The following is a 16,978-nucleotide window of genomic DNA, read 5'->3' as shown; positions in this document are numbered from 1 at the left end:
TCTTTTACAGCAGGTCTTTAAGCAACAACTCGGCCAGCTGCACAGCGTTGAGCGCCGCGCCTTTGCGTACGTTATCTGACGTCAACCACAGATTAAGTTCCGACGGGTCGTCAATCCCCTGGCGAACCCGACCAACGTAGACCACATCCTGCCCTACCGCATCGCCCACCGGGGTCGGGTAATCGCCGGCTTCCACCAGCTCGATGCCGGGTGCGTCTTCCAGGGCTGCATTGACTTTCCCCAGGTCGATTTCACTCGCGGACTGCAGGGTCACGCTATAGCTATCGCCAAAAAACACCGGGGCTTGAATGCAAGTGACGGAAATCTTCAATGAAGGCCGCGCCATGACCTGGCGCAGCTCACGCACCAGGCGTTTTTCCAGCAGCGTATGACCTTGCTCATCCGGTTTGCCGACCTGGGCCAACAGGTTGAAGGCCATCTGCCGATCAAAGAATTTCGGCTCCAGCGGCCGCACATTCAGCAGCTCGGCGGTCTGCCGGGCGAGCTCGCTCACGGCTTCGCGCCCCTGGGCCGATACCGCGAGGCTGGCGGTCAGGCTGATGCGCTGCAAATCGAGCAAATCCATCAATGGTGCGAGCACCACCGCCAGGGTGGTGGCCGACGGGCTTGGGCTGCTGACCTGAAAGGGTTTTTTCAAGCCGGTCAACACTTGGGCGTTGGCCTCAGGCACGACCTGTGGCGCCTTTTCGGCCGGCAGGGCACCGGAGAGATCGATCACCGAGCAACCGGCGTCTGTCGCCCGGGAAGCAAAACTCAACGAGACCGCCGGGCCGGCGGCAAAGAATGCCAACTGCACCTTGCTGAAGTCGAACTCATCGACCTCCCGCACCCGCACGTTCTTGCCGCGAAACGGCACCGAACTGCCGGCCGATTCGCTGCTGGCCAGCAGGTGAAGGGTGCCGATCGGGAAATCGCGCTCTTCGAGAATCTGCACGAGTGTTTCGCCGACAGTACCGGTGGCGCCGATCACGGCAATATCAATGGACTGGCTCATGGTTTGACCTCTGGCGAAACGGGGGGAGCGGCACTTTACCGGGTGGGTGGCATGCAAGCAATTCCGCCGGGGCTTGTGGTGCCTGTGGCGGCCCCTTCGCGAGCAGGCTCGCTCCCACAGGGGTATGCATTCCAATGTGGGAGCGAGCCTGCTCGCGAAGGCGTCGGGCCTGACAACATTTCTTCGATAAAAAAACCCGCGCCTCTTTCAAGGCGCGGGTTCTTTCATTTCATCAACCGATCAACGCTCAAGCAGGATCCGCAGCATGCGACGCAGCGGTTCGGCCGCACCCCACAGCAACTGGTCGCCGACGGTGAACGCGCCGACGAACTGCGAACCCATGTTCAGCTTGCGCAGACGGCCAACCGGGATGTTCAGGGTGCCGGTGACCTTGTTCGGGCTCAGCTCCTGAATGCTGGTCTCACGGCTGTTCGGTACCAGCTTGACCCAAGGGTTGTGCTGACTGATCAGCCCTTCGATATCAGCGATCGGTACATCTTTGTTCAGCTTGATGGTCAGCGCCTGGCTGTGGCAGCGCATGGCGCCGATACGCACGCAGATGCCATCGACCGGGATCGGGCTCTTGAAGCGACCGAGGATCTTGTTGGTCTCGGCCTGGGCCTTCCACTCTTCGCGGCTCTGGCCGTTCGGCAGTTCCTTGTCGATCCACGGGATCAGGCTGCCGGCCAGCGGTACGCCGAAGTTTTCGGTCGGGTACGCGTCGCTGCGCATGGCTTCGGCCACACGACGGTCGATGTCGAGGATCGCGCTGGCCGGATCGGCCAGTTGATCGGCAACAGCGGCGTGGGTCGCGCCCATTTGCTTGATCAGTTCACGCATGTTCTGCGCGCCGGCACCGGAGGCCGCCTGATAGGTCATGGCGCTCATCCACTCCACCAGACCAGCTTCGAACAGGCCACCGAGACCCATCAGCATCAGGCTGACGGTGCAGTTGCCGCCGATGTAGTTCTTGGTGCCCGCATCCAGCTGCTGGTCGATCACCTTGCGGTTGACCGGATCCAGAACGATCACCGCGTCATCCTGCATGCGCAGGCTGGAAGCGGCGTCGATCCAGTAACCCTGCCAGCCGGCTTCACGCAGCTTGGGGAAGACTTCGCTGGTGTAGTCGCCACCCTGGCAGGTCAGAATCACGTCGAGGGTTTTCAGCTCTTCAATGCTGTAAGCGTCCTTGAGCGGAGCAATGTCCTTGCCCACGGACGGGCCTTGGCCACCGACATTGGAAGTGGTGAAAAACACCGGCTCGATAAGATCGAAATCCTGCTCTTCCAGCATCCGCTGCATGAGCACGGAACCGACCATACCGCGCCAACCGATCAGACCTACACGTTTCATCGCAACTACACCTTCTTGAAATGTGGGCCGCTACCTTGTCTTGAATTTGGCAGCGGGCCCGAGAGATTACAGATTCCGCAGCGCGGCGACTACTGCGTCACCCATTTCCTGCGTACCGACTTTAGTGCAACCGGCCGACCAGATGTCACCGGTGCGCAAACCCTGATCCAGCACCAGGCTGACCGCTTTCTCGATGGCATCGGCCGCGGCTTGCTGGTTGAAGCTGTAGCGCAGCATCATCGACACCGACAAAATGGTCGCCAACGGGTTGGCGATGCCCTTGCCCGCGATGTCCGGCGCCGAACCGTGGCACGGCTCGTACATGCCTTTGTTGTTGGTGTCCAGGGACGCCGACGGCAGCATGCCGATGGAACCGGTGAGCATCGAGGCCTGGTCGGACAGGATGTCGCCGAACATGTTGTCGGTGACGATCACGTCGAACTGCTTCGGTGCGCGCACCAGCTGCATCGCGGCGTTGTCGACGTACATGTGGCTCAGTTCGACTTCAGGATAATCCTTGGCCACTTGTTCGACCACTTCACGCCACAGCTGGCTGGAGGCCAGTACGTTGGCCTTGTCCACCGAGCACAGCTTCTTGCCACGAACCATGGCCATGTCGAAACCGACACGGGCGATGCGGCGGATTTCGCTTTCGCTGTACGGCAGGGTGTCGTAGGACTGACGCTCGCCGTTTTCCAGGGTGCGGGTGCCACGAGGCGCGCCGAAGTAGATGCCGCCGGTCAGTTCGCGAACGATCAGGATGTCCAGCCCGGAAACGATTTCCGGCTTCAGGCTGGAAGCCTCGGCCAGTTGCGGGTACAGGATCGCCGGACGCAGGTTGCCGAACAGGCCCAGTTGCGCACGGATCTTCAGCAGGCCGCGCTCAGGGCGGATGTCACGTTCGATGGCATCCCATTTCGGGCCGCCAACGGCGCCCAGCAACACGGCGTCGGCCGCGCGGGCACGTTCCAGGGTCTCGTCGGCCAACGGCACGCCGTGCTTGTCGATGGCAGCGCCACCAATCACGTCATGGCTCAACTCGAAGCCCAGGGCGAACTTGTCACTGGCCAGCTCCAGCACCTTGACCGCTTCGGCCATGATTTCCGGGCCAATACCGTCACCTGGGAGAATCAGAATCTGCTTGCTCATGCTTTCCTCATGTCATCAGTCGGTGCGCCCATGGACGCACCCGGAAAAATTCTATCGTTCAGCCATCAGCACCAGTACATCGGTACTGAACGAACCATCGGCCTCAATTTCAAAATATCCGTGCACTTCATTGCCCATCGACTGCTGCAACTCGCGGATCGCCGCGCGCATCACTTCAGGTGTGCGCATGCGCTCGACCCAGCTGTTGTACTCCAGGCGCAAGCGCTGACGGGTGGTACTGCGGGTGTGCAGCCCCGCCTCGCTGACCTGGCGCAACCACTCGCCAGCGGAATAATCGCGCACATGGCTGGTGTCGCGCAGCACTTCGACGCTTTGCAGGTACGTGTCGAACAGCGGACTACCCGGTGACAACACGTCGACGAACGCCGCCACACCGCCCGGCTTCAAGACTCGACGCACTTCCCGCAGGGCCACGCCCAGATCGCTCCAATGGTGCGCCGAATAACGGCTGAAGACGAAATCGAATTCGCCATCGGCGAACGGCAGGCGCTCAGCGGCACCATTGACCGTGGTCACGTTGCTCAAGCCACGATCGACAGCGGCAGCGGTCACCACGTCGAGCATCTGCTGCGACAGGTCATAGGCCACCACTTCTTTCACCAATGAGGCTACGTGAAAACTCACGTGACCGGCGCCGCAGCCAAGGTCCAGGACCCGGGCATCACCCTGCCCGTCCAGCTCGGCCTGTAGCAGCGCGAATTCAGTGCCTTGAGCGTGGACGGCGCTGCTCAGGTAGGCCGAAGCCTGTTCACCGAATTGCTTCTGGACTACCTGGGTGTGCTGGGCGGTGCTGGTCATGGGGACTTCCTTTTGGGGGTGAGTCTTGGGGTGTCTGTTCTGGCCTCATCGCGAGCAAGCTCGCTCCCACAGGTTTTGTGAACGCCGCAAATCCAATGTGGGAGCGAGCTTGCTCGCGATGGCGTCATTACGCCTTACGCAAAATCAAGCGTCGCGAAACAACCAAGGCTGGCTCGCACGATGCTTGGCTTCAAACGTCGCAATCGCATCGCCGTCCTGCAAGGTCAGGCCGATATCGTCCAGGCCGTTGAGCAGGCAGTGCTTGCGGAACGCATCGATTTCGAAGCTCAACACCTTGCCGTCAGGGCGGGTCACGGTCTGGGCTTGCAGATCGACCTGCAACTGATAGCCCGGATTGGCCTCGACCTGCTGGAACAGTTCGTCGACTTCGGCATCGCTCAAGATGATCGGCAGCAAGCCGTTCTTGAAGCTGTTGTTGAAGAAGATGTCGGCATAGCTCGGCGCGATGATGCTGCGGAAACCGTATTCTTCCAGCGCCCACGGCGCGTGTTCACGGCTGGAGCCGCAACCGAAGTTCTCCCGGGCCAGCAATACGCTGGCGCCCTGGTAACGTTCGGCGTTGAGGACGAAGTCCTTGTTCAGCGGACGCTTGGAGTTGTCCTGGTAAGGCTGCCCCACATCCAGGTAACGCCACTCATCGAACAGGTTCGGGCCAAAGCCCGTGCGCTTGATCGACTTCAGGAACTGCTTCGGGATGATCTGGTCGGTGTCGACGTTGGCACGATCCAAAGGCGCGACAAGTCCAGTATGTTGGGTAAATGCTCTCATGCTTACTGCGCTCCCTGAATCAATTCACGGACGTCGATGAAACGACCGTTCACAGCGGCGGCCGCGGCCATGGCCGGGCTGACGAGGTGGGTACGACCACCGGCGCCCTGACGGCCTTCGAAGTTACGGTTGGAGGTCGAGGCGCAATGCTCGCCGGACTCCAAGCGGTCCGGGTTCATCGCCAGGCACATCGAGCAACCCGGCTCACGCCATTCGAAACCGGCTTCGAGGAAGATCTTGTCCAGGCCTTCCGATTCGGCCTGCGCCTTAACCAGACCCGAGCCCGGCACCACGATGGCCTGCTTGATGGTCGAGGCCACTTTGCGGCCCTTGGCGATCACGGCCGCCGCACGCAAATCTTCGATCCGCGAGTTGGTGCAGGAACCGATGAACACACGGTCGAGCTGAATGTCGGTGATCGCCTGGTTGGCGGTCAAACCCATGTACTTCAAGGCGCGCTCGATGGAACCGCGCTTGACCAGGTCCATTTCCTTCGCCGGGTCCGGCACGTTCTGATCTACCGCCAACACCATTTCCGGCGAGGTGCCCCAGCTGACTTGCGGCTTGATCTGGGTGGCATCGAGCTCAACTACTGTATCGAAGGTGGCGTCAGCGTCAGACACCAGGTCTTTCCAGGCTTCGACGGCAAGGTCCCATTCCGCGCCTTTCGGAGCAAATGGACGGCCCTTTACGTAAGCCACGGTCTTTTCGTCCGCGGCCACCAGGCCTACGCGAGCGCCGGCTTCGATGGACATGTTGCAGATGGTCATGCGGCCTTCCACGGACAGGTCGCGAATCGCACTGCCGGCGAATTCGATGGCGTGGCCGTTACCGCCGGCGGTGCCGATCTTGCCGATCACGGCGAGCACGATGTCCTTGGCGGTCACGCCGAACGGCAATTGGCCTTCGACGCGCACCAGCATGTTTTTCATTTTCTTGGCGACCAGGCACTGGGTGGCGAGCACATGCTCGACCTCGGATGTGCCGATACCGTGCGCCAATGCGCCGAATGCGCCGTGGGTCGAGGTGTGGGAGTCGCCGCAGACCACAGTCATGCCCGGCAAGGTTGCGCCCTGCTCCGGGCCGATGACGTGGACGATGCCCTGGCGAACGTCGTTCATCTTGAACTCGACGATGCCGTATTCATCGCAGTTGTCGTCGAGGGTCTGCACTTGCAGGCGCGAGACCTGGTCAACGATGGCGTCGATGCCGCCCTTGCGCTCCGGCGTGGTCGGTACGTTGTGGTCCGGGGTCGCGATGTTGGCATCGATGCGCCATGGCTTGCGCCCGGCCAGACGCAGGCCTTCGAAGGCTTGCGGCGAGGTCACTTCGTGGATGATGTGACGATCGATGTAGATCAGCGCAGAGCCATCGTCGCGCTGCTTGACCAAATGCGAATCCCAGAGCTTGTCGTAGAGCGTTTTGCCGGCCATCAGACGGTTCCTCATCAGCTTGTTTCTATGCCCCGGATCTTGAAGTGCTCAATAACCCTTTGGCTTGTGAGGCTGATCCTATGGGGTTACATTAAATAACTCAAATTCATATTTTTTATGCTTTGGATAACCAACTGGAATACAACCATGGACCTGGCCAACCTCAATGCTTTTATTGCCATCGCCGAGACCGGAAGCTTCTCCGGCGCCGGCGAACGGCTGCACCTGACCCAGCCCGCGATCAGCAAACGTATTGCCGGGCTGGAGCAGCAATTGAAGGTGCGGTTGTTCGATCGCCTGGGTCGTGAAGTAGGCCTGACCGAGGCCGGGCGCGCCCTGCTGCCGCGGGCCTACCAGATTCTCAATGTCCTCGATGATACGCGCCGCGCCTTGACCAACCTCACAGGCGAAGTGACCGGCCGTCTGACCCTGGCCACCAGTCACCATATCGGCCTGCACCGTTTGCCACCCTTATTGAGGGAGTTCACCCGACGCTACCCACAAGTGGCGCTGGATATTCAGTTCCTCGATTCGGAAGTGGCCTACGAGGAAATTCTCCATGGCCGTGCCGAACTGGCGGTCATTACCCTCGCGCCGGAACCCCATGCGCTGGTCAAGGCCACCCCGGTGTGGGACGACCCGCTGGATTTCGTGGTTGCCCCAGAGCATTCGTTGCTCAATAACGGCAAGGTCAGCCTGGCGGATATCGCCCGACACCCGGCGGTCTTCCCCGGCGGTAACACCTTTACCCACCACATTGTGCAGCGGCTGTTTGAAGCCCAGGGCCTGACGCCGAACATCGCCATGAGCACCAACTACCTGGAAACCATCAAGATGATGGTCTCGATCGGCCTGGCCTGGAGCGTTTTGCCGCGCACCATGCTCGATGACCAGGTGGCGCGCATACCTTTGCCGGGCATACAGCTCACTCGCCAGCTAGGCTATATCCTGCACACGGAAAGGACGCTGTCGAATGCTGCTCGGGCTTTCATGGCCTTGCTGGATGCTCAACTCGATCCGCCAGGGACTCAAGGCTGACTTGTGCTACTCCTATAGAGCCGCGACCCCCTGTGCCAAACGCCCATTCAGCCTAAGGCTTGCCAATGCCCAAATCTGTTGACCGTATTCCGCCAATGCCGCGTATACAGGCACTTGACCCGAAAAACTCCGAACAGAGCTGGGAAAGTGCCTCGCAACTGTTGGCCGCGCTCAACGGCGCGCGCCTGGGTGCCTGGTATTGGGACATCGAGCGCGGGCAGATCAGCTGGTCCCGGGGTACGCAGGCGCTGTTCGGCTTCGACCCCCGCAAACCGTTGCCACGGGATCTGGAATACCTCGACCTGCTGCCCCCGGAGGATCGCGCGAAAACCCTTCGCGCCTTCCACGCGGTCATCGCTGGCGCGCCGTTGGAGCAAGCGATGCGTCACCGCATCCGCTGGCCCGATGGCAGCCTGCACTGGCTGGAAATCAACGGCAGCCTGTTACCGGACAAGCACGGCAGGCCACGGATGATCGGCGTAATCCGCGAGATTACCCACCAGCGCCAGCGCGAACAGGCGTTGAGCAGCTCGGAAAAACGCTTCGCCACCCTGTTTCACCTGTGCCCGAACATGGTCCTGCTGACCCGCCAGGAAGACGGCCTGATCTCCGAAGCCAACCAGTATTTCGAAAGCCTGTTCGGCTGGCCGGTGCAAAACGCGATCGGCCGCACCACCCTGGAGCTGGGCCTGTGGGTGCATCCCGAGCAACGGGACGACCTGGTCAAGGCCACCAAAGCCAAAGGCGACCTGGTCAGCATGGAAGTGCAGTTTCGCGCCAGCAATGGCCAGGTCCACGACGGCATCCTCAGTGCGCAGAAAGTCGAGCTCGAAGGCCAACCCTATCTACTGAGCACGTTCCTTGACACCACCGAACGCAAAGTCGCCGAACAGGCCCTCAAGGACAGCCAGGAACGCCTCGACCTGGCCCTGGATTCGGCACAGCTCGGTACCTGGGACTGGCACATTCCCAGCGGCATGCTCTACGGATCGGCACGGGCCGCCCAACTGCACGGCCTGGACGCCAAACCCTTTCACGAGTCCTTCGACGAGTTCTTCGAAGGCGTGCCCGGCGAAGAACGCGACACCATGCGCGACGCTTACCGCAGCCTGCGTGAAGGCCCGGCCGGCAACTATCAATTGACCTATCGCGTGCAATTGCCCGACGGCAGCCCGCGCTACCTGGAAAGCCGCGCCCGCCTCTACCGCGATGACAACGGCGTGCCGGTGCGCATGGCCGGCACATTGCTCGACATCACCGACCAGGTGGAGCGCGAGCAACGGCTGGTGGCCTCCGAAGAAAAATTCGCCACGTTGTTCCAGGTCAGCCCCGATCCGATCTGCGTCACCCACCAGGACTCCGGCCAGTTCATTGAAATCAACTCCAGCTTCACCCAGACCTTCGGCTGGAGCACTGCCGACGTGATCGGCCGCAGCGCCGACGAAATCGGCCTGTGGGACGCTTCGGCGAAAAGCCTGCGACGGATCGAACAAGTGATCCGCGAACAAGGCCTGAACAACGTGGCCATTCTCGTCCAGCACAAGGACGGACAGGTCCTGACTTGCGTGATTTCCAGCCGCCAGATCAGCGTCGGCGACCAGGCCTGCATCGTCACTACGCTGCGCGATATCACCCAGCAACAGCGCTCGGAAGCGGCGCTCAAGGCCAGTGAAGAGAAATTCGCCAAGGCCTTCCACTCCAGCCCCGACGCCATCACCATCACCGAGCGCGACACCGGACGCTATCTGGAGGTCAACGACGGTTTCTGCCGCCTGACCGGTTACCGCGCCGAGGAAGTAGTGGGCCGCACGGTGTATCAGGTCGGGATTTGGGCTGAAGAAAAACAACGCTCGGCGCTGCTGGCCGAATTGCAGATCAAGGGTCGGGTTCATCACCAGGAAATGCTCGGGCGCAACAAGCGCGGTGAACTGCTCACCGTCGAAGTCTCGGTGGAACCGATCACCCTCAACGAAACCGCCTGCCTGCTATTGACCGCACGAGACGTCAGCCTGCTGAAAAACGCCGAAGCGCAGATCCGCCACCTGGCCTACCACGACCCACTGACCAACCTGCCCAACCGCGCCTTGCTGATGGACCGCCTGAGCCAGCAGATCGCCCTGCTCAAACGGCATAACCTGCGCGGGGCGCTGATGTTCCTCGACCTCGACCATTTCAAGCACATCAACGACTCCCTCGGGCACCCGGTGGGCGATACCGTGCTGAAAATCATCACCGCGCGCCTGGAGGCCAGCGTGCGCATGGAAGACACCGTCGCGCGCCTGGGCGGTGACGAATTCGTGATACTGCTCAGCGGCCTTGAAGGCTCGCGCAGCGAGGTCAGCGATCAGGTTCGCGAATTGGCCGACACCATCCGCGAGCTGCTGTCCGAACCGATGTTCCTCGACGGCCAGCGCCTGCAAGTGACGCCAAGCATCGGCATTGCACTGATCCCCGATCACGGCTCGACCCCGACCGACCTGCTCAAGCGCGCCGACATCGCGCTCTATCGCGCCAAGGACTCTGGTCGCAATACCGCGCAGATGTACCACAACACCATGCAGAAGGCCGCGAGCGAACGCCTGCGCATGGAAACCGACCTGCGCCTGGCGCTTTCCCGGGGCGAGTTTCGCGTGCATTACCAACCCCAGGTCGACGCCCGGGGCGACCGCATCGTCGGTGCCGAGGCCCTGGTACGCTGGAATCATCCGGAGCTCGGCCCGCAGTCACCCAACGAGTTCATCAAGGTGCTGGAAGACAGCGGGCTGATTCTGGAGGTCGGCACCTGGATCCTCGACGAAGCCTGCCAGGCCTTCAAACAATTGATCGAAAACGGCCTGATAGACCCGCTAAGATTCAGCCTGTGCGTGAACATCAGCCCGCGCCAGTTCCGCCAGAACGACTTCGTCGAACGGATTGAAAACAGCCTGACCAGCTATGGCCTGCCCTGCTCCCTGTTGAAGCTGGAAATCACCGAAGGCATCGTCATCCAGAACCTGGAAGACACCATCAGCAAAATGCGCCGCCTGAAAAAACTCGGTGTGAGCTTCGCCATGGACGACTTCGGCACCGGCTACTCCTCACTGACCTACCTCAAGCGCTTGCCGGTCGATACCCTGAAAATCGACAAGTCGTTTATTCGCGACGCCACCAGCGACCCGAACGACGCCGAGATCATCCGCGCCATCGTCGCCATGGCCCACAGCCTGGATTTGAAGGTGATTGCTGAAGGGGTGGAAACAGCGGAGCAGCTGGAGTTCTTGCAGGGGTTGGAATGCCATTTCTATCAGGGGTATTTGCACAGCCAGCCGTTGCCGGTGGAAGAGTTTCAAAAACTGCTGAAGTGACGAGCACAAAAAAGGGCGCCAATGGCGCCCTTCTTCTTGCTCTGACTTAGTGTTGCAGAGCCGGTTTTTGCGTCCCGTTGATCGGGATGCGTTTGGCTTTCGCCTCTTCCGGGATCACCCGCAGCAGGTCGATGCTCAACAGACCGTTGCTCAGGCCGGCAGCCTTGATCTCGATGTGGTCCGCCAGACGGAAGGACAGTTTGAAGGCACGTTGCGCAATGCCCTGATACAGATAAGTGACGTCTTCGTTCGCGTCGCGTTTACCGCCACTGATGGTCAGCACACCTTTCTCGACTTCGAGTTCCAGATCTTCTTCCTGGAAACCGGCCGCGGCAATCACGATGCGGTATTGATCGTCGCCGTGTTTCTCCACGTTATAGGGTGGATAGCTGCTGCCTGGCTCGTTGCGCAGGGCGGTCTCGAACAGGTCGTTGAAACGGTCGAAACCTACCGAGGAACGGAACAGTGGGGCCAGGGATAATGTAGTAGCCATGATGCAAATCTCCTGAAAACAATCAGCAAGGTTTTTTGTCTCCGCGACCCGAATTCGGCATCGCGTAACCCTTAGATAGGGACCGCTGATTGCATTTCAAGAGATTATTTCCAGATTTTTATCAGGCCGCTTCCGCCACCGGCAGCCCCAGTAAGCGCGAGACGTTATCCAGCTCGGTCTCACGACGCAGGACGGTGAACAGCTCCACTGCCTCGGGATAGTTGCGGGTCAGCATCGCCAGCCATTGCTTCAGGCGACCCGGCGACTGGCGTGGCGTCATTTGTGCCTTGGCTTGCAGCCAGAAGTCCTGGATCAGTGGCAGCAACTCGGACCAGGTCATCTCGACGACCTCCTCACCGGCCCGCGCCGCGGCGATCTGCCGGGCGAGATCCGGACGCGAAACCAGACCACGACCGAGCATGATGTCTTCCACGCCGCTGATCTCGCGGCAACGACGCCAGTCTTCGACGCTCCAGATGTCGCCGTTGGCGAACACTGGCACCTTGACCACGTCCTGCACCCGCGGAATCCACTCCCAGTGCGCCGGCGGCTTGTAGCCATCCACCTTGGTCCGCGCGTGCACCACGATGTGTTCGGCGCCGCCTTCGGCCAGGGCCGTGGCACACACCAGCGAACCGTCCGGGCTGTCGAAGCCCAGGCGCATCTTGGCGGTGACCGGAATGTGCGCGGGGACGGCACGACGGACGTGCTCGACGATCTGGTTGAGCAGCTCGGGTTCCTTGAGCAATACCGCGCCACCACGGGATTTGTTGACGGTCTTGGCCGGACAGCCGAAGTTCAGGTCGATCACTTCGGACCCCAGCTCGCAGGCCAGCGCGGCATTTTCTGCCAGGCACACCGGGTCGGAACCGAGCAGTTGCACACGCAGCGGCACGCCGGAGGCTGTCCGGGCACCGTTGAGCAGCTCCGGGCCGAACTTGTGGAAATAGGCAGGTGTCAGCAACTGGTCGTTGACCCGAATGAACTCGGTCACGCACCAGTCAATACCACCCACGCGGGTCAGCACATCGCGCAGGATGTCGTCGACCAACCCCTCCATGGGCGCCAAAGCAATTTGCATGAAAAACACACTCGAGGAAAAACGTGCGGCAGTTTACTGGATTGCGCGAGAAACCGCAGACCCCTTGTGGGAGCGAGCCTGCTCGCGAAAGCGCTCTGTCAGATACATTGATGCTGGATTTTCCGCCGCCTTCGCGAGCAGGCTCGCTCCCACATTAGATTTTTGCTGATTCCAAAGCATGCAACGCCGGGCCATAGCCCTCAATGAACTCTACCGGCATGCGCTTGGGCTTGCCGGTGGACAGCTCGATGCAGACGAACGTGGTCTGCGCGCGCAATAGCGTGGTGTTGTCACTGGGGCGGATCAACTGGAAGTGTCGGGTCATTTTCAGCCGCTGGTCCCAATCGACGATCCAGGTCGCCAATTGCAACTCGTCGTCCTCATAGGCTGCCGCCAGGTAATCGATCTCGTGCCGCACCACCGCCATCGCCCGGTCCAGCCGCCGATATTCGACCAGGTCCAGACCAAGGCGCTGGGAGTGGCGCCAGGCACAGCGTTCGAGCCAGGTCACGTAGACCGCGTTGTTCGCGTGCCCCAACCCGTCAATGTCCTCGGCGCTCACTTGCAGATCAATGATGAACGGCGTTTCCCGATCCCAACCCATGCCCGACTCCCTGGTCAGATAATTTCGACCGGGGCAGTGTAACGGAAGCTCAGGCGGATTGGCGTGATTGCAGACTGCGCCCGGCCAGCAGTGATAACACGCCATCAATCACCCGCGGGTCGGCCAACACTCGCTGATGACCACCGTCTTTCAAACGCAACAAGCGGCTGTCGAACCAGGCTTCGTGAATCAGCTGGGATTCCTTCACCAAGACGAAGTTGTCGTCTTCGGCGTGGACAATCAGGCCAGGCATGTCGAGTTGATAGTGTGCGACATCCAGCGTCTCGGCTCGCATGCCGACGTCTTGCTCGACCTGGCGAATGAACGCCGAGCGGGCCTTCGGTGGCAGCCCGACATAGCGGGCAAAACCACGCAACACGCCGAGAATTCGCGCCGGAGCGGCAATGGTGACCAGGGTTTCGGTGCGCAAGCCCAACTGGACCGCGAGCATCGCACTGGCGCCGCCCATGGAGTGGCCGATGACCGCTTGCAGGGGTGGCAGTTCGGAAGCAGCTTCAAGCATGGCGCGGGCGAACAGCACCACATTCGCTTCGCTGCCCGGCGAGCGACCGTGGGCCGGACCATCCAGGGCCACGACCGAGTAACCGGCATCGACCAGCGCGGTGATGAGGCTGGCAAACTGCGTCGGCCGCCCTTCCCATCCATGCATCAGCAAGACTGCCGGGCCCTGGCCCCAGCGCAAGGCCGAGAGACCGAAACGCAGGGTGATCCGCTCGGACCTGGCCAACAGTGGCAGCTCCCAATCACGCAGCGGCAGATCCCGTGGCGTCATGAACGCCTGTCGCATTTTGCTGGCGACCAGTTTCGGGGCAAACCAGCCCAAGGTGCCATTAACGCCACGAACCCACTTTAACGCGCTCATCGCATTCTCCTCAGGCCGCAGCCTTCAGGTCAACGCACTGCCGATTTGGCGGCGCGCAGTAATCGATCGGACAACTCTCCAGGCCCCAGCGCCCGCGCCAGAGCCAACCCACCCACCATCAAGGCCATGTCGGCCAGGGCTTTTTCGGTTTCTTCAGGGCTGGCCGCCAACTGCGCGACCATCAATTCCACATGCTCATTGAGCGCGACACGAAACGCTTCCGGCAGCCGCCCCAGTTCGCCGACCGATGCCGGGATCGGGCAGGCCGACTCGGAGGAATCACGGTGCTTGCGCGACAGATAAAACGCAGCCACCAACGCGCGGCGCTCTTCGCCGGTCAATTCCGCGTCCATGTCGGCAATCAGGTCGCGGCGGTGACCGAGCAATTGCCTGAACGCCTCGAGCATCATCGCGTCCTTGCTTTCGAAGTGGGCGTAAAAGCCGCCGACCGTCAGGCCCGCCGCGCCCATCACTTCGCCCACGCTTGGCTCGGCCGGGCCGCGCTGAATCAGCGCTGCGCTGGCAGCCTTGAGGATGCGTTCGCGGGTTTGAGCTTTTTTATCGTTCATCGTTGCCTCCGAATATTACGATTGAAATATTATTCTCATAATAAATTTTAGCAAGTCATGGGCGTGACCGCTGGTCTGAAGAACAGTTTTTTTGGAAATGGAGGAATTTGGCCAAACGCCAGACAAACAAAAGGGCCATTCAATAATTGAATGACCCTTATAAAATCCCGCAGAGCGGGTAATCGTGGCGTCCCCTAGGGGACTCGAACCCCTGTTACCGCCGTGAAAGGGCGGTGTCCTAGGCCACTAGACGAAGGGGACACAAACCCTTCTATACAACTGATCAGTGCTGAGTGCTGATCGATTCAAGGCCGGTGTGGCCAGACCTTGAACTGTAAAATTGGTGGAGCTAAGCGGGATCGAACCGCTGACCTCCTGCATGCCATGCAGGCGCTCTCCCAGCTGAGCTATAGCCCCGGATTTTTCGCCTCGCGGCGGAGCGACATCTTGCAACATCGCTTCTGTAAAACTGGCGTCCCCTAGGGGACTCGAACCCCTGTTACCGCCGTGAAAGGGCGGTGTCCTAGGCCACTAGACGAAGGGGACGCAAACCCTTCTATACAACTGATCAACGCTGAGTGTTGATCGCTTCAAGACCGGTGTGGCCAGGCCTTGAAGTGTAAATTGGTGGAGCTAGACGGGATCGAACCGTCGACCTCTTGCATGCCATGCAAGCGCTCTCCCAGCTGAGCTATAGCCCCTCATCGTTGATGTCATCGCTGAGGACGGGGCGAATCTTAAGGGCGTATCGAAAGTCTGTCAAACTTATTTTTGAAAAATTTCAAAATTTTTTGCCGACATAACAACCACTTACCGCCCTCCCCCTCGTAAATTCAGGGGAAGCGCCGAAGAACGGGAGCAAAAGATCCCGGCCTTCGGCCATTACCGCAGAGGCAAACGCAATCAGGCGATAGCGCCCAGCAGCTTTTCCCACTCTTTATTTTCTTTCTTCGACACGCCGCCCAGCAGGTCAATCGCCTGACGCAGACGGAAACGGGTCAGGTCCGGCCCGAGGATTTCCATCGCATCGAGCACCGACACCGAGCTGGCCTGGCCGGTGATCGCAGCGAACATCAGCGGCATGGCATCACGCAGCTTCAGCTCCAGGGACTCGACCACCGCCTGAATGGTTGCGGTGATGCTGTCCTTCTCCCACTGACGCAGGCTTTCGAGCTTCCACAGGATCAACTGCATCAACTGGCGGACCTGATCGCCCGAGAGCTTCTTGGATTCGAACAGCTTGGCATCGGGGTTCACGCCACCGGCAAAGAAGAACCCGGCCAGTGGTGCCACCTGGCTGAAGGTTTCGACCCGGCCCTGCACGTGCGGCGCGATCTTCATCATGTATTCGGAATTGAGCGCCCACTTCTGTACCCGCGAAGCGAACTCTTCCACCGGCAGGTCACGCAGCCACTGGCCATTGAGCCACGACAGCTTCTCGATGTCGAAGATCGGCCCGCCCAGGGACACGCGCTTGAGGTCGAAGTTGTCGACCATTTCCTGCAACGAGAACTTCTCGCGCTCGTCCGGCATCGACCAGCCCATGCGGCCCAGGTAGTTGAGCATCGCTTCCGGCATGAAGCCCATGCGCTCGTAAAAGGTTACCGAGGTCGGGTTCTTGCGCTTGGACAGTTTGCTCTTGTCCGGGTTACGCAGCAGCGGCATGTAGCACAGCTCCGGTTGTTCCCAGCCGAAGTATTCGTACAGCAGGATCAGTTTCGGTGCCGATGGCAGCCACTCTTCGCCACGCAATACGTGGGTGATGCCCATCAGGTGGTCGTCGACTACGTTGGCCAGGAAGTACGTCGGCAGGCCGTCGGTCTTCATCAGGACCTGCATGTCCATGCGGTCCCACGGGATTTCAACGTCGCCACGCAGCATGTCAGGCACCACGCAGACGCCTTCGCTCGGCACTTTCATGCGGATAACGTGGGGTTCGCCTGCCGCCAGGCGACGGGCGACTTCTTCCTTGGACAGCAGCAGCGCGCGGCCGTCGTAGCGCGGGGTTTCACCGCGAGCCATCTGCTCGGCGCGCATCTGGTCCAGCTCTTCGGCGGTGCAGAAGCACGGGAAGGCATGACCGAGCTCCACAAGCTGCTGGCAATACTTCTGATAAATATCGCCGCGCTCGCTTTGACGGTACGGACCGTGCGGGCCGCCGACGTCCGGGCCTTCGCTCCAGTCGATCCCGAGCCAGCGCAAGGCGTCGAAAATCTGCTGTTCGGACTCGCGGGTCGAACGCAGTTGGTCGGTGTCTTCGATCCGCAGGATGAACTCACCGCCGTGCTGCTTGGCAAAGCAGTAGTTGAACAAGGCGATATAAGCGGTACCTACGTGGGGATCCCCGGTAGGCGATGGCGCGATGCGAGTGCGGACGGTGGTCATGGCATGTCTCGAAAAGAATAAAA

14 protein-coding genes and 4 tRNA genes are annotated in these 16,978 nt (G+C 60.6%); 2 read left to right on the top strand and 16 right to left on the bottom strand.

The genetic code is table 11. The features are described from left to right. Nucleotides 1–4 precede the first annotated feature (4 nt). The 6 genes from AC3IT9_RS09910 to leuC form a co-directional block, all read right to left on the bottom strand. Nucleotides 5–1,015: an aspartate-semialdehyde dehydrogenase gene (locus AC3IT9_RS09910; RefSeq protein WP_489272831.1), complete on the bottom strand. Its 1,011-nt coding sequence runs from the start codon at nucleotides 1,013–1,015 to the stop codon at nucleotides 5–7. A 240-nt stretch (nucleotides 1,016–1,255) separates the two neighbouring features. After that, nucleotides 1,256–2,368, bottom strand: coding sequence for an aspartate-semialdehyde dehydrogenase (gene asd, locus AC3IT9_RS09905; protein WP_007975660.1), 1,113 nt, complete (start codon nucleotides 2,366–2,368; stop codon nucleotides 1,256–1,258). Between the two features lie 66 nt (nucleotides 2,369–2,434). Further along, complete coding sequence (gene leuB / locus AC3IT9_RS09900; protein ID WP_056722174.1) at nucleotides 2,435–3,517, bottom strand: 3-isopropylmalate dehydrogenase; 1,083 nt, start codon at nucleotides 3,515–3,517, stop codon at nucleotides 2,435–2,437. Nucleotides 3,518–3,568: 51 nt separating this feature from the next. Beyond that, nucleotides 3,569–4,336 (bottom strand): class I SAM-dependent methyltransferase, encoded by a 768-nt coding sequence (locus AC3IT9_RS09895; protein WP_489272829.1) that lies wholly within the window; start codon nucleotides 4,334–4,336, stop codon nucleotides 3,569–3,571. 144 nt (nucleotides 4,337–4,480) lie between these two features. Further along, a complete protein-coding gene (gene leuD, locus AC3IT9_RS09890; RefSeq protein ID WP_095943682.1) occupies nucleotides 4,481–5,125 on the bottom strand; it encodes a 3-isopropylmalate dehydratase small subunit in 645 nt (214 codons plus the stop codon). Between the two features lie 2 nt (nucleotides 5,126–5,127). Next, nucleotides 5,128–6,558 (bottom strand): 3-isopropylmalate dehydratase large subunit, encoded by a 1,431-nt coding sequence (leuC, locus tag AC3IT9_RS09885; RefSeq protein ID WP_489272828.1) that lies wholly within the window; start codon nucleotides 6,556–6,558, stop codon nucleotides 5,128–5,130. Between the two features lie 147 nt (nucleotides 6,559–6,705). Between leuC and AC3IT9_RS09880 the strand changes: the two genes are divergently transcribed. Both AC3IT9_RS09880 and AC3IT9_RS09875 read left to right on the top strand, forming a co-directional pair. Then, nucleotides 6,706–7,596: a LysR family transcriptional regulator gene (locus AC3IT9_RS09880; RefSeq protein WP_008047336.1), complete on the top strand. Its 891-nt coding sequence runs from the start codon at nucleotides 6,706–6,708 to the stop codon at nucleotides 7,594–7,596. 65 nt (nucleotides 7,597–7,661) lie between these two features. Then, nucleotides 7,662–10,940 carry a sensor domain-containing protein gene (locus AC3IT9_RS09875; RefSeq protein WP_150727100.1) on the top strand — a complete coding sequence of 1,093 codons (3,279 nt, stop codon included), beginning with the start codon at nucleotides 7,662–7,664 and terminating at the stop codon, nucleotides 10,938–10,940. 46 nt (nucleotides 10,941–10,986) lie between these two features. Here the strand turns inward: AC3IT9_RS09875 and AC3IT9_RS09870 are convergent, their stop codons facing one another. The 10 genes from AC3IT9_RS09870 to gltX all read right to left on the bottom strand — a co-directional run bounded on the left by AC3IT9_RS09870 (nucleotide 10,987) and on the right by gltX (nucleotide 16,955). Then, a complete protein-coding gene (locus tag AC3IT9_RS09870) occupies nucleotides 10,987–11,433 on the bottom strand; it encodes an Hsp20 family protein (RefSeq protein WP_057715580.1) in 447 nt (148 codons plus the stop codon). Between the two features lie 121 nt (nucleotides 11,434–11,554). After that, a complete protein-coding gene (locus AC3IT9_RS09865) occupies nucleotides 11,555–12,514 on the bottom strand; it encodes a tRNA dihydrouridine synthase (RefSeq protein ID WP_150756483.1) in 960 nt (319 codons plus the stop codon). 154 nt (nucleotides 12,515–12,668) lie between these two features. Then, nucleotides 12,669–13,118: an acyl-CoA thioesterase gene (locus tag AC3IT9_RS09860; RefSeq protein ID WP_150756484.1), complete on the bottom strand. Its 450-nt coding sequence runs from the start codon at nucleotides 13,116–13,118 to the stop codon at nucleotides 12,669–12,671. 49 nt (nucleotides 13,119–13,167) lie between these two features. Continuing rightward, entirely contained in the window at nucleotides 13,168–14,001 is an 834-nt protein-coding gene (locus AC3IT9_RS09855) for an alpha/beta fold hydrolase (protein WP_150759153.1), read from the bottom strand. 29 nt (nucleotides 14,002–14,030) lie between these two features. Beyond that, the gene (locus AC3IT9_RS09850; protein WP_057715584.1) at nucleotides 14,031–14,570 is read right to left on the bottom strand and encodes a TetR/AcrR family transcriptional regulator; all 540 of its coding nucleotides are present in this window, start codon (nucleotides 14,568–14,570) and stop codon (nucleotides 14,031–14,033) included. Nucleotides 14,571–14,755: 185 nt separating this feature from the next. Next, nucleotides 14,756–14,831, bottom strand: a tRNA-Glu gene (locus AC3IT9_RS09845). Between the two features lie 80 nt (nucleotides 14,832–14,911). Beyond that, nucleotides 14,912–14,987, bottom strand: a tRNA-Ala gene (locus tag AC3IT9_RS09840). Between the two features lie 53 nt (nucleotides 14,988–15,040). After that, nucleotides 15,041–15,116 (bottom strand) — tRNA-Glu (locus AC3IT9_RS09835). Nucleotides 15,117–15,195: 79 nt separating this feature from the next. Beyond that, a tRNA-Ala gene (locus tag AC3IT9_RS09830) sits at nucleotides 15,196–15,271 on the bottom strand. A gap of 202 nt (nucleotides 15,272–15,473) precedes the next feature. After that, nucleotides 15,474–16,955, bottom strand: coding sequence for a glutamate--tRNA ligase (gene gltX, locus AC3IT9_RS09825; RefSeq protein ID WP_150755143.1), 1,482 nt, complete (start codon nucleotides 16,953–16,955; stop codon nucleotides 15,474–15,476). Between the last annotated feature and the right edge of the window lie 23 nt (nucleotides 16,956–16,978).

The sequence above is a fragment of the Pseudomonas sp. KH_046_1 genome (assembly GCF_057839025.1).
Note: the sequence above shows the minus strand (reverse complement) of the source record. Positions and strands in the feature narration are given on the sequence as shown.

Excerpts from the sequence above, each read along its gene's own strand:
- leuD (WP_095943682.1), bottom strand. The coding sequence starts at position 5,125 with ATGAGAGCATTTACCCAACATACTGGACTTGTCGCGCCTTTGGATCGT.
- AC3IT9_RS09910 (WP_489272831.1), bottom strand. The coding sequence starts at position 1,015 with ATGAGCCAGTCCATTGATATTGCCGTGATCGGCGCCACCGGTACTGTC.
- leuB (WP_056722174.1), bottom strand. The coding sequence starts at position 3,517 with ATGAGCAAGCAGATTCTGATTCTCCCAGGTGACGGTATTGGCCCGGAA.
- AC3IT9_RS09860 (WP_150756484.1), bottom strand. The coding sequence starts at position 13,118 with ATGGGTTGGGATCGGGAAACGCCGTTCATCATTGATCTGCAAGTGAGC.
- AC3IT9_RS09895 (WP_489272829.1), bottom strand. The coding sequence starts at position 4,336 with ATGACCAGCACCGCCCAGCACACCCAGGTAGTCCAGAAGCAATTCGGT.
- AC3IT9_RS09875 (WP_150727100.1), top strand. The coding sequence starts at position 7,662 with ATGCCCAAATCTGTTGACCGTATTCCGCCAATGCCGCGTATACAGGCA.
- gltX (WP_150755143.1), bottom strand. The coding sequence starts at position 16,955 with ATGACCACCGTCCGCACTCGCATCGCGCCATCGCCTACCGGGGATCCC.
- AC3IT9_RS09870 (WP_057715580.1), bottom strand. The coding sequence starts at position 11,433 with ATGGCTACTACATTATCCCTGGCCCCACTGTTCCGTTCCTCGGTAGGT.
- AC3IT9_RS09880 (WP_008047336.1), top strand. The coding sequence starts at position 6,706 with ATGGACCTGGCCAACCTCAATGCTTTTATTGCCATCGCCGAGACCGGA.
- asd (WP_007975660.1), bottom strand. The coding sequence starts at position 2,368 with ATGAAACGTGTAGGTCTGATCGGTTGGCGCGGTATGGTCGGTTCCGTG.
- AC3IT9_RS09855 (WP_150759153.1), bottom strand. The coding sequence starts at position 14,001 with ATGAGCGCGTTAAAGTGGGTTCGTGGCGTTAATGGCACCTTGGGCTGG.
- AC3IT9_RS09865 (WP_150756483.1), bottom strand. The coding sequence starts at position 12,514 with ATGCAAATTGCTTTGGCGCCCATGGAGGGGTTGGTCGACGACATCCTG.
- leuC (WP_489272828.1), bottom strand. The coding sequence starts at position 6,558 with ATGGCCGGCAAAACGCTCTACGACAAGCTCTGGGATTCGCATTTGGTC.
- AC3IT9_RS09850 (WP_057715584.1), bottom strand. The coding sequence starts at position 14,570 with ATGAACGATAAAAAAGCTCAAACCCGCGAACGCATCCTCAAGGCTGCC.